8 protein-coding genes are annotated in these 12,377 nt (G+C 61.0%); 2 read left to right on the top strand and 6 right to left on the bottom strand.

Features of this window, described 5'->3' with window-relative positions:
• Nucleotides 1–230: 230 nt before the first annotated feature.
• The 3 genes from CA85_RS03955 to CA85_RS03945 are packed head-to-tail and all read right to left on the bottom strand — an operon-like array spanning nt 231 to nt 3,878.
• Nucleotides 231–1,325: a lysylphosphatidylglycerol synthase transmembrane domain-containing protein gene (locus CA85_RS03955; RefSeq protein WP_246112482.1), complete on the bottom strand. Its 1,095-nt coding sequence runs from the start codon at nt 1,323–1,325 to the stop codon at nt 231–233.
• A complete protein-coding gene (locus CA85_RS03950) occupies nt 1,310–1,969 on the bottom strand; it encodes a hypothetical protein (protein ID WP_146390023.1) in 660 nt (219 codons plus the stop codon). The genes CA85_RS03955 and CA85_RS03950 overlap by 16 nt, the downstream gene beginning before the upstream one ends.
• On the bottom strand, nt 1,962–3,878 hold the full coding sequence (locus tag CA85_RS03945) for a cation:proton antiporter (RefSeq protein WP_146390022.1): 1,917 nt from the start codon (nt 3,876–3,878) through the stop codon (nt 1,962–1,964). Before CA85_RS03945 ends, CA85_RS03950 begins: the two co-directional genes overlap by 8 nt.
• Nucleotides 3,879–4,369: 491 nt before the next feature.
• Here CA85_RS03945 and CA85_RS03940 point away from each other — a divergent pair, with 491 nt between their 5' ends.
• The gene (locus CA85_RS03940; protein ID WP_146390021.1) at nt 4,370–5,794 is read left to right on the top strand and encodes an amidase; all 1,425 of its coding nucleotides are present in this window, start codon (nt 4,370–4,372) and stop codon (nt 5,792–5,794) included.
• A 247-nt stretch (nt 5,795–6,041) separates the two neighbouring features.
• On the opposite strand, the gene CA85_RS03935 is transcribed toward CA85_RS03940, so the two are convergent.
• From CA85_RS03935 to trhO, 3 genes are all read right to left on the bottom strand, one after another.
• Complete coding sequence (locus CA85_RS03935; protein WP_246112481.1) at nt 6,042–7,907, bottom strand: hypothetical protein; 1,866 nt, start codon at nt 7,905–7,907, stop codon at nt 6,042–6,044.
• A 266-nt stretch (nt 7,908–8,173) separates the two neighbouring features.
• Nucleotides 8,174–10,444 carry an amino acid permease gene (locus CA85_RS03930; protein WP_246112480.1) on the bottom strand — a complete coding sequence of 757 codons (2,271 nt, stop codon included), beginning with the start codon at nt 10,442–10,444 and terminating at the stop codon, nt 8,174–8,176.
• Nucleotides 10,411–11,412 (bottom strand): oxygen-dependent tRNA uridine(34) hydroxylase TrhO, encoded by a 1,002-nt coding sequence (gene trhO / locus CA85_RS03925; protein WP_246112479.1) that lies wholly within the window; start codon nt 11,410–11,412, stop codon nt 10,411–10,413. Before trhO ends, CA85_RS03930 begins: the two co-directional genes overlap by 34 nt.
• Nucleotides 11,413–11,609: 197 nt before the next feature.
• Between trhO and CA85_RS03920 the strand changes: the two genes are divergently transcribed.
• Complete coding sequence (locus CA85_RS03920) at nt 11,610–12,359, top strand: ankyrin repeat domain-containing protein (RefSeq protein WP_146390019.1); 750 nt, start codon at nt 11,610–11,612, stop codon at nt 12,357–12,359.
• Nucleotides 12,360–12,377 lie beyond the last annotated feature (18 nt).

Below are 12,377 nucleotides of genomic sequence, written 5' to 3'. Positions count from 1 at the left end.
GGTGTTCGCTTGCGCTCAAACCACCGGCTATTTTCTGTCATCCCTGACGGGATACTTCTGGATATTGAGCGGCTCGTTGGTTCGTCCAACACGACACTTATTCCTCCCCCGTTCCTAAGTGGGCGTCCCCGCCCGCATACACCTGAAAATCACTGAAAATGCTTCACAGCGTTGCCCAACGTATGCGGTCCTACTTGCTCCGTGGTCGGACCATTTCTAATCCCTGGGATTCACTGATGAACTTCACCGAGTGACTCTGTGTCGAATTCGTCGGGGTGTTCTTCGACGTATTCGAGACTTTCTTGGACATCTTTACCGGCGGTCCAGTAGAAGATCATACCGAATCCAGCGATGACGAGTTTGACGAGTTCGAACACGAGTGCCACGAGGGTGCCCGACGCGTCCGTCGCTCGTGCGGGGACGAGGTGGTAGAGCGTCTCGATAGTCACTTCGAGCACACCAATCCCCGCTGGCGTGATCGGCAGTGCCGAGGCGAGCATGCCGATCGGAACGATGACAAAATGTTCGGCCAGGGTGGGCGGAGAGGCATACATCGATGTCGCGATCAAGTACATGCTGAGAACAAACAAGCCTTGGACGCAGACGCTCATCAGGAGTGAGAGGGCAAATGCCCAGGGGTGATCGTGGAACGCTCGCAGGGGTGGGCCAATTTTTGCGATCGCGGGCCCGATGACGGCGATGCCGGAGAGTTTCCGGATCACACGATCGACGAACTTGCCACCCAAGACAAGTACCAGCAGGATGGCGGTACCGGTGGCCAGCATCCCGCCGACAATCCACTTGATGTTCTCAACGCTGATCCCGTTGAACACGAACGGGTCGTTGGCGTTGCGAATCAGGAGCCCGAAGGAGACGAGCAGGAGCAGCCCGTACATCCCAGATCCTCGATCGACGAAGACGGAGGCGACAGCGGCGACTCGTTTTCCGGGGCTGCGGCGGGCGAGAAAGACGGCTTTGAAGAGGTCCCCTCCGACGCTGCCCGCGGAGACGAAGCTCAGGAGAAAGCAAATCGAGCTCAGGCGCAGTGATTCGAGCAATCGCAGCGGAATGCCCTGGCACCGGACGAGCACCCACCAACGCACGAACGATACGATCAGGGCCGTCATGGCGACGCCTAAGGCGGCGGCGAGCAGGGGAAAGTTAATGGCCCGCTCGGAGAGTTGCTGCCATGCCGACGCAGGCATCCGCCACAGCAGGAAACCAATGATCAGTACCGGCGCAACCAGCTTGAGGATTGTCGTGGCGATCTCTCGCGAGGTTCGCCCTGGACGCTGCGTTGTCTCCGAGTTCACCGAATCAACCACTCACGAAATCCTTCGACGAGCACGGCGGGCTGAGCCGCAACGTAGCGGATCAGCAGGAATGCCATCATCGAGGCGACGATCAGCATCGCCCAGCCGCGGCGGGGATATGGCGGCGCGGTTTGACGCAGCTCCTCGCGGAACTGTTTGGCGAAGGCGTTCCAGAAGTCCGGCGGCAGGGCGGGCTCGAACGCCATCACGCTGCAGCAATCATTGCCGCGGACCAGATCGATCCGCAGGTGAGCGGAGGCAGACGGCAGATAGACCTGCAGCTGCTCTTCGTTTTCAGTCGCACCCGAGTCGAGGGTTTGCGCCGCCCGGATCAAAGCGGGGTAGACCTCTTCCACCATCCGGCCATAAACGACCAACCGCGGCCGGCCGTTGAGTACTAATAGGCAGGCGAACAGAAAATACAGCAGTAGCAGGGGTAGCCACACCCAAACGCCGAGCAGGGAGGCTGTGGCGTTGGGAAAGAACAGTTCCATGGGGCCGATCACGATCAGTCCCGAGACCGCGACCAGCACGGCCGCGAGGTCACTGGCGCCTGAGACAACGCAGGCGGAACCACTTAACCGAATCGCTGACAAGGCAATCAGATAGACGATCAAGGGCGCTAAAGCGATCGTCGCTGGGAACGGATCAAACATGGTGGGATTTGTCTCCGGTGTGGGACGCGTCGCTTTCTGGGACGCTGCGTTCGGAGTTGCCGTTGTCCCGCGCTGCATGCTGAGTAGGGACGGGCGTGACGGTGACAAACGCGACAATGGTTTGCCCTGGAACCGGGACGAGTGGATCGTCGATCGTATTGATCTTCAGCACGCCCTCGTGATCGATCGAGCACATCACGATCGCCTGTTCACCATATTTGGCCGTGAAGTCTTCGTAGGTGAACTCGGCCGACAGTTTGGTGGACTTCATCATGGCACCGGCGTCATGCATATCGCGCAGTCGGCTGTACGTGACACCCTCGCCAAAGAGTTCCCGGCCCAACAGGCTCTTGGTGAGTTCCCGCCTGCCAGGCATGGTTTTGCTTTTGTAGGTCAACTGATACTGCTGCGACGAATCAAAACGGGTGCGGCACTCCCGCAGGGCCAGCGAGTTGACTTCATCGTTGGGCGTGACGGCCATGAACCGACTGATTCCGGTAAGGTCCAGGTCGTCGCGAACGTGTTCGTTGAGAATGTTGGCACATTCGGCGCGAATCCCAGCCATGCGGGCTTGGGTGACCTTGTTGTAGTTCGTGTCGACTAACAGCAAGGGGACCTTCGCTTGGCTGAGTTCTTCGGCGAATTCCCGCACCCAGGGGTCGGCACCGACGATCAGGATGCCACTGGATACTTCCTCCGCGAGCTTCAAGAACCTCGCCAACGGCCCCGCAGCGATTCCGTAGATAGAGACCGTCCCGATGATGACGAGAAAGGTGACCGTGGCGAGTTGATCGGAGCCGGGGATGTCCAAGTCGCTGTGGCTTTCCATTCCCAGGGCAAACACGCTGCTGACCGCCGCGGCGACAATCCCGCGTGGGGCCAGTCCCGCGATGAAGGTCCGTTCGCGATAATTCAGCGGGCTGCCCAGCAGCGAGAGGTAGACCGAGACCGGGCGGACAATCAAGACGAGGGCCGCGAGCAGAGCCAGGCCCGGCAGTCCCACCGCACCGATGTCGGCTAAATTAACACGAGAACCGAGCACAATGAAAAGGCACCCGATCAGGAGTGTGCGCAGGTTCTCTTTGAGTTCAACGATATGTTCGATATCGAAATGCTTCTGGTTCGTTAACCAGATACCGAGGACGGTGACGGTGATCAATCCGGACTCGTGGGCGAGTTCGTTGCTGATCGCAAAGAGCAGCAGGGCGAGGGTCAATGCCGCCACGCCTTGCAAGTGATCGGGGACCCAAAACCGCCGCAGCGCCTGGGTCAACACCGCGCCACCGACGCAGCCGAGTATGAGGCCGACCGAGAGTGTCCAGGTCAGTGACCGGATCACGCTCGTCCATTCAGGCGAGGAATGCTGCAGGAGGACCTCTTCGTAAACCAGTACGGCGAGCACCGCTCCGATCGGGTCGATGACGATCCCCTCCCATTTCAACGTGGACGCGACACGTCGGCTCGGCCGGACCTGGCGCAGCAGCGGCCCAATCACTGTCGGTCCGGTGACCACCAAGATCGCGCCGAGCAAGGCGCTGAGTTGCCAGCCCCAATCCAGGAGGAGGTGCGCCGCGACGGAATTGCCGATGAAGGACAGCAGCGCGCCGATGGTCACCAATCGCAGCGATGAGGAACCCGATTCACCGAGTTCGCCGAGTTTGAGCGTCAACCCACCTTCGAACATGACCACGCCCACCGAAAGGGCGACCAGGGGAAAGAGCAGGTTGGGCCCTGCGGCTTGGTTGCCGTCAGTCAAGTCGGCCAGGAACGCGTCAGGCTGAACGAACCACCCCAGCAGGATGCCGAAGAGCAGAAGCACCAGAATGCTCGGGGCCCCGGTTCGCCAAGCCAGCCACTGAGCCGTCACACCCAGGGCGGGCACCAAGGCCAGGTAAAGCAGAAAGTCCATGGCGCTGAATCAGTTCAACAAGGAAAGAGAGTAGTTTCGACCTGCCGCATTGTAGTCAGACGGCTCCGCCCGTCCGAGCGTCTCAGTGTAGCCAGACGGCTCCGCCCGTATCGGATTATCAGTGTAGTCAGACGGCTCCGACCGTCTGAACTGGTTCGTGATTGTAACCCGCCGATTGCCCCATTCGGGCTCCATGGGAAAAGCATGTATCTCAATGGGGGGGCACGTCCCGTAAGGCGAGCGGCAATGCGGTTCGGTCCCCCGCTCATGTCCGAAGAATTCGCACTGTCGCGGCGTCATTTGCTCGGAACCTAGCGTCTGGGATGAGTTGTTAAGGTATGCTCCATGGAAGCATTGTCCAAGCTAGGCTGTCACGGAGTGTACCGTCGGCGTGACGGAGGTTGCAATGTTGTCGGTTTGATCTATTCTGCGACGCGTTCTCGTGTCCGGGACTTCCCACGCCGAGCAAGGCGGTAATACCACTTCTGCTGATGACCATTCCCACTGCTTCCGCATTCACCGATGATGTGCTGGCTCGCCACGATGGGGTGGCGATCGCGAGTAGGGTGCGTGAGGGCGAGGTATCGGCCAGCGAGGTAATCGATGCGTCGATTGAGCGGGCGAAACGCGTCGATCCCTCCCTCGTTGCGATCGTAGCCGAATGTTTTGACGCAGCCCGCCAGCGCGCGAGTGGTGCTCGGCCAGGCGTGTTTTCTGGTGTCCCGACGGTGATCAAGGACATGACCGACGTCGCTGGTCTGCCGACGCGATACGGGTCGGCAGCTCTAGCGAATTCCGCCTCGGTCCAGCGCAACCATCCGACTGCCCAACAGCTGTTCGACATGGGGATGATTTGCTTGGGTAAGAGTGCGATGCCTGAATTTGGGTTCACTGCATCGACTGAGTTTCCCGACCATCCGCCCACGCGAAATCCTTGGAATCTCGATCACACGCCGGGCGGGTCGTCCGGTGGTTCGGCCGCTTTGGTTGCTGCCGGTGTGATCCCCATCGCTCATGGCAGTGACGGTGGCGGTTCGATTCGGATCCCGGCGGCGTGCTGTGGTCTCGTGGGTCTGAAGCCGACGCGCGGTCGTTTGCCCGCCTCGCAGGGAGGTGAGCCCTTCCTAGGGATCGTGACCGACGGCGTGCTCACTCGGAGTGTCCGGGACACGGCGCAGTTCATGGCCGCCGCGGAGCGGCTCGCCCCGCGGCCTGGGTTCACACCCATCGGCCACGCGGAGCGGCCGCTCGATCGCCCACTGCGGATCGCTTCGGTCTCGGGGGAACTGCTCGATGGCTCGGTCGACCCGGCGGTCAAGCGAGAGTTTGAGTCCACATTGCAGCTACTCGAGTCGCTCGGCCATCGCGTCGAGCCGATCGAGTTGCCCAGTACGGAGCAGTTTGCTGAGGACTTTCGCAATTTCTGGTTTTTGTTGGCGTGGACTGCTGCGTCGACGTCCAAGGGGCGGATCGACTCGAGTTTCGATCGAGATCGCTTGAGCGATTTTGTCAAAGGGCTGGCAAGTCAGATTCCCAGTCGGCTTCACAAGTTGCCGGGAGCCCTCATTCGGCTGCGGCGATCGTCGCGGCGGTGCGCTCGTTTATATGCACAGTGCGATGTTCTCGTCAGTCCCACCGTGGGTCAGCGACCGCCACAGATCGGGCATCTCGGGATGGACCTGTCGATGGATGTCCTGATGCAGCGGATGAGGCAATGGGCATGCTTCACTCCGATTGCAAACGCCACCGGGGCACCCGCGATCAGTCTCCCGCTCGGCTTTGACGTCGAGACCAACCTACCCATTGGGATCATGTTCAGTGCCAATTTACAGCAGGAGCGATTGCTGTTGGAGTTGGCGTTGCAGTTAGAAGCTGCTCGTCCATTCCGGTCGCTGGGGGAAGGGACGCGGGAATGACAAAAGCCGTTGCCTCCTGCTGATTGCCCACAGGTATCCCGAAGTGGGTCGCAGATCCCGTCATGAGTGATCTTCCATCCCATTTGAGGTTGGCATTTGCGTTTCGCAACGTATCCGGTGGTGATCCCTTGCGCTCAAGCGACCGGCTATTTCCGTCGGATGAACCCTATTTCCGACAACGCCATCGGCGTAGCGACACTCGTGGGTAACTGGCAGATTCGTCGTCCCGTCCACGACAGGGCCGTTCCTACCGGTCCGTCGCGTACCAGCCGCTCTCTTGAGGCGGTTGGCGAACCTCGGTTTGCCAGGCGTTGGCCCGGGGTGCGGGCGATTGTGGCTGACCGGTCGTTCGCTGGGACGACGTTTCTTGTCGAGGGCGGGCTGCTATGCGACCGCGTGAACCCTGGATCGAGGCTTCCCGAACGGGGACACTGACCCGCTGCGGAGGTTGCGAATGACTCGACGTTTGCGGGAGTGGGCGATAGTAGGGCGCCGCTGGTGGCGGCAAGGCTGGCAGCGGATTCGGTGCTCGCGACTGCTCGGTCGTGTCAAACGGGTTGCGGTAGTCCTCGGGCGCAGGGATCGGGCGGACACGCGGTGCCGAATCGGAAGATCCATATGCCAGCTGGTTGGTCCCCTGCGTGCTCGGTAGTCCGGTGGTCAGCTCCTGGAGGTCGCGCTCATCACGCTGCACCTCTGACTGCGTGCGAGGCCGTGATGCATCGCTCGATGGTGGATTGGATTCGGGAGGATTGAGTTGGTAGTGGGACTGATTCGGAGGCGATGTTGGTTCGGTAGGACGATTGCTGCCGTATGGATCCGTTGTGGGTTTTTCCGCCGTGCTCGGTGGTTGCGATGCGGCCGATGATTCCTCATCGGCTTGCTTTTGCAGCGCAGCCCGGCCAGCTTCGTAGCCTTGTCGGTAAGCATCGTCGGCCGCTTTCGAGGCCTCTTGTTGACTGGAGTAGGCAGGCTGAGCCGAGTTCAAACTCGGTGCGGTTAGCGGTTCGAGATCCGAGCTCATCTCTCGTTGGTAGCTGGGGACGCTATCGAACGAACTGCGGGTCAGGGGAGCCAGGTTCGAATAGGTGTCAACGGTATCCGGTTCGGGATAGCTCAAGCGACTGGAGTAGTTCGATCCGGAAGTTGGAGGCGGAGGCAGTGTGGGGGGGGAAAGTGGTTGCAGGTCACCGTTGCTCACTGAGCTGCCTGGGCTGGCATAGGGGGAGACCGTGCTGGGGCTGGTCGAGCCATACGTTGAGCCGACCGACGGAGCATAGGGCGAGGTGGCGTTGCAGGGTGCAATCCCTCCGCTCGGGGCGACGCCGCAGGATGCATTCGGTGGCAGCGAGGGGGTCGCCGACGGTGAGGGGGCGAAGGTTGTGTAGGGTGTACGCTGGACCTGTTGGACGGTCGATGCACAGGACTGTTGGACCGTCACGGTGGTGCCGGTAACCGGATCGACTGTCGTTGCAGGTCGATAGTAAGTGATCGGCGCGGTGTAATACGATGTCCGGTATCCCGTTCCGAGCATCGAATTGAAGAAGCGCGACAATCCACCTTGCTGGGGCGCCACGTTGGTTGGCGTGACCGGTAGTTGCACCGAGGAACTGTAGTTGGCTTGATAGACGGGCGAAGCCGCAGTTGTTGTTGCCCCGGTATAGCTATTGGGGTAGACATTGCCAGTCCCGTAGGGTGAGCCGCCCGCAGGCACGGCGCCTCGGTACCCCGAGGTGACCGGTAGATCCGAATAGACCGATGGGTTGTTCAGTGGTACCGCACCATAGGCGGGCTGCTGTGCTGCGTAGTTTTGCTGTTGCGAATAGATGCTCGTACCGGCCAGGGGCATCGTGGTGGTATTGGACCCCGCCGTCACGATGGGCGTGTAGCCGGCTGTATAAGGCGTGTATCCCGCAGCGTACGGTGTGGTGGGGCATGCTGCCGCATAGCCGGGGGTGACGGGAGCTGCGGGGGCCACCGCGTAGGCTGCAGGGCGACCGTACAACCAATCGGTCAAGCAACACGCCGATGCAGGGGCAGCCGACGTCGCGCAGGCCACCAACGCATAGAGTGCGTGGCGAGCAGGTGTCATTCGAGAGAGGCGGGCAGGCATGGGCCATTCCAGCGGTTAGCGTACAAAGCAATATCGGTCGGTGCGAAAACGATCGGTGCATCAGCGATCGGTATGAAACACGGGCGCAGCGTCACCAAATTCAGACGCTTGCGATGAAGTTCCGTTCTCAGTGAACGCCGTAGGACCGTCTCGGTCAATGGTTCTTGAGTTTAATTCAAGATCTTGGGAAGAGTTCCTATAAACCAGATTCCGTTTGAAACGGCTGTGCCGAATATCGAGGTGCGGGGGGCGGGCCAGATAGACAGCTAGCCACGGCGGCTGATGATGATGATCGGACATTGAGTTCGCTGTGCGATCTGCCGGGTGAAGTCCCCGAAGAGTTTCTCTCGCGGGCCGATCCGCTGCACGCCGAGCACGATCAGTCCATTTTCACCGGCTTGGTCGACAATGGTGCCGACGGGGTCGCCGTGCTCGATCACCTCGACGTCACCGCCGCGATTGAAGTTTTCGTCCGCAGTGCGCTGGAGATCACGGGCAACCCGCTCGCGGTCTTGCTCGGGCATGTACGGGGAAACAACCCGCAGGAACTGTACCTGTCTCTTTTGATCGCGAGAAAGGCTGCTGAGCAGTCGAGTCAGTAGGTAATCATGCCCGCCGTCACCGCCGACGGGAACGAGAATGCGTTCGGCATGAGCGAGTTCCCAGTCCTTGGGAGCACGCAGTACGACGACATCACAGGAGAGCTCGCCGAGCAGTTTCTCCAGCGGCGAGCCGGTGCTGTCCAGCGTGATCTCATTCAATCCCAGCAGTACCGATTCGCAGCGGTGTAGCTGGGCTACACGTGAAATCTCCTCCAGCGGTTTGGCGGAGACGGTGGTGAGCGTCTCGCAGCGGATGCCCAGCCGCACGGATGCTTGCAGGATCCGCGATTGCACATGAGATAAACGTTGCAGTGGTCGCGGGTCGGCAACCGGGTCCCAGTCCACCGGGGCCTCCACGACGGTCTGGACCAAGACCCGTCCCACATTCCAGGGGACGAGCGTTTCGGCGAGCGCCACCATCGGGCCAGCGTTGTGTGGATTGGCAATCGGCACGAGCATCAACGGTGTGCGGCCACGCAGCCTCGCCAGTTCCGGGTTGGCGGCGAGATTGGACACGTCGGTCAATCGGGCGCGGCGGGCAAAGAGCGTAAGAAACAGCACCCCACCGACCGTCAGCCAGGTCACGGTGATGTATCCCGCTGCCGGGACGGCGATCCCTTGAAACGTGGCCAAGGCCAAGCACGCCAGCCCACCGACGATCGGGACCAGTGGATACGCCGGAGATTGGAACGGCGGTCGCGAGAGACTGCGGCGACGGACCAGCATCGCGAGCCCATGGGCAATCGCGAACGTGACGAGGAAAATCAAGCTCGATGCCGCACCCGCTGCTGCGACGTCGGGCAAGGCGATAATCAGGCCGCCGATCAGCAGCATCGTGACCAATACCGCGACCCAAGGGGTTTGGCTGTGCGTGCCCACCCGTGACATCCAGGATGGCAACGTGTGATCGCGCGACATCGCCAAGGCGATGCGGGAGGCAGCAAACAGGTTGGCCTGCAAGGCGGTGAACATCGACAACACCGCAGCGATGATCACCAACCAATAGCCGGTCGGGCCGAGGAACTGCTCGGCGGCAACGGCCACTACCGCTTCGGGATCCTCCGCTGCGAGTTGGGCGATCGTGGTGCCCGACGGCGTGCCGACGACGACGATCACGAACAGCAGAGGCATGTAGATCAGTAACGCGATGACTAGCGATAGGATCATCGCCCGGGGGATGTTCTTGGCCGGGTTGCGGACCTCGCCGCCGACAGCTGCGATCAAATCGAATCCCTGCATGGCGATGAAGCTGTACCCCATGGCCTGGATGAGACCACCCACCCCTGCAATCAGGAATGGGTGCAAGGCCCGTTGAGTTTCGGCTGCCGGTTGTCCGCCCACGGCCCACAATCCGCCAACAATCACGATGCAGAATACAGCCACCTTGGTGATGTTGATCCAAGGGCCGCCGCCTCCGCTGCGGAGCATCATGATCAGGCCCAGTAGCAGCGTCGTTACCAGTGCGGTGGCCGGAACGAGGCGTTCGTCACCCAGCCAAGCGGGTGCGCCCCCGTAGAGCTCCAGAATCTCCTCGGTCATCAGCACGGCAAAGCTGCCGAAGCCAATTGCGTAGAGTACGGCAGCGACGATGGATGCGAACCAGACGACCCAGCCGACGGTGAAGGCCGCTTCGACCGAGAGCACCTTGCGGCTGAATAGATAGGTGCCACCCGATTCCGGGAACTTGGACGACATCTCGGCAAAGCTCATTGCCGTCAAGATTGCGATGACGCCATTGAGGGCAAACGCGACGATCGCTCCTGGACCTGTGGTTGCGAAAGCCACTCCCGCCAGGGCCAGGATTCCACCGCCGACGATCCCGCCAACACCCACGCCGGTGGCGCCGATCAAGCCCAAGTGCCGGGTTACCGGCTGATCGCTGTCGAGTGAGTCGTCACTGCTCATCGGGTGGTTTGCGAGGGTGGTGTCGAGCATGGGGCCAGCATCGAGTTCGGCTGCCGGTCGGATTGCTGGAGGTCAATTTGACGCTGACGCTCTCGACGACGACGGCGCTGTTCTTCGGTGATGTCGGCGGCGCAGCGTGGGCAGGCTACGCCGTGTTCATAGCGATCGTCCGCTTTCATCTCCCGGGTCACTGGCCACCCACAGCCATGACACAGCGAATGCTCGCCCGCCTGCAGGTGATGGTCGACCGATACTCGGCTGTCGAAGACAAAGCACTCACCCTGCCAGCGAGACTGTTCCGGTGAGACCCGTTCGAGATAATTCAGAATGCCGCCGCGTAGGTGATAGACCTCTGTGAAACCGCATTCCTTCAAGTACGCGGTCGATTTTTCACAGCGAATCCCGCCGGTGCAGAACATGGCGACCTTGGGATGCTGTTCGGGATCGAGGTTCTCAGCGACGTAGCGGGGGAATTCACGAAAGGTATCTGTGTTGGGGTTCACCGCGCCAGCAAACGTGCCGATCTCGACTTCGTAGTCGTTGCGGGTGTCAATCACGATCACACTGGGATCGTCGACGAGCGAGTTCCAATCCTCGGGGTCGACGTAAGTGCCGACGCTCTCGAGCGGGTCGATACCATCAACACCCATGGTCACGATCTCCTTCTTCAATCGTACCCGGGCGCGGCGAAAAGGGATCTGCGCGCATTCGGACCATTTCACGTCTGTCGCTGCGAATGGGAAGTGGTCGTCGTGTTCGAGGTTGCGCAGCCAATCGACGAATGCCCGTAGCTCGGTGGGTTCGCCGGCGATCGTGCCGTTGATGCCCTCGCCAGCGAGCAGCAGGGTCCCGAAGATTGCGTCCCGCTGCATCCGGTCGAACAAAGGTTGCTGCAGCGAAGGATGGTCGGCCAGCGGTGTGAAGCGGTACAGCGCCGCCACGAGCACTGGCGGCGTTTCGGGCTGCGACGAGCAAGAATGATCGACGTGGTTGGTCACGGGAATCCCTGCCCAAGTAAGAAGAGAAACGGGATGGAGACAAGAACTGGCAGAAGTTTACCGAGGGATCCTGTCTTGGGCAATTCAAGATTGGGGGTTTCGCCCGTCCCCTGCGGTCCGGAGACGGATCGCTTCCGCCGCAGCGGGGGCTTTGGAGGGGTGAGGCGGCGAGGGGAATTCCGTGTTACGATGCGTCGATGAACAAAACACACCTGCTCAGAATAGCTACATCGTTGTCACGCGCGCTGCCCTGTATCGCTCTCTTGCTCCTGGTCGGTTGCGGAAAATCTCCCGATTCGACCGCTGAGTCCGCCGACCCTTTGGGGGCCGAGCATTCTCAGCAGTCAGTCGATGAACCAGACGATGAACAGGCGAACATCGTCGAGGAGACAGTCTCGGCTGCTGAAGATGAGCCTCGCACCGAGTCGCCCGCTGCAGAGTCACCAGCCACCGAGTCACCCGCGGCTCAGTCACCTGCCGATCTCGCCCAATGGATGGACAATGCTCTCAACGGGAATACCGAGGCGATCGAGCAAAGCATCGAGGCTGGAGCGGATGTCAATGCGATCGACGAGGGGCAGCGCACCGCGTTGATGCTGGCGGGGTTCAACGGCCACAGCGGCACGGTGAAGGTACTGCTCGATCACGGTGCTGAGCTCGGCTTGCGAGATACGATGGGCCGGACGGCATTGATGTTCGCTGCCACGGGCGACAACGCCGAAGCCGTCAAGACGTTGCTCGACGCGGGAGCGGAGGTCAACGCGACCGACACCGGTGAAGGGTTCACCGCATTGATGCACGCCGCCGCTGAGGGGCAACTCGCGGTGGTCAAGGAACTTCTCAAGCACGATGCCGATAAGACTCGCCGCGATATCGACGGGGACAATGCCAAGAATTTTGCGGAGCAGAATGGCCACGCCGAAGTCGTCGAAGTGCTCTCGGAGTAGCGGCTCGTTGAGCGGGCA

Origin of the sequence: Allorhodopirellula solitaria, assembly GCF_007859855.1 — a bacterium.
In the GTDB taxonomy this organism is placed as follows: Bacteria; Planctomycetota; Planctomycetia; order Pirellulales; family Pirellulaceae; genus Rhodopirellula; species Rhodopirellula solitaria.
The sequence above is the reverse complement of the archived record's forward strand: the minus strand, read 5'-3'. Positions and strand labels throughout refer to the sequence as shown.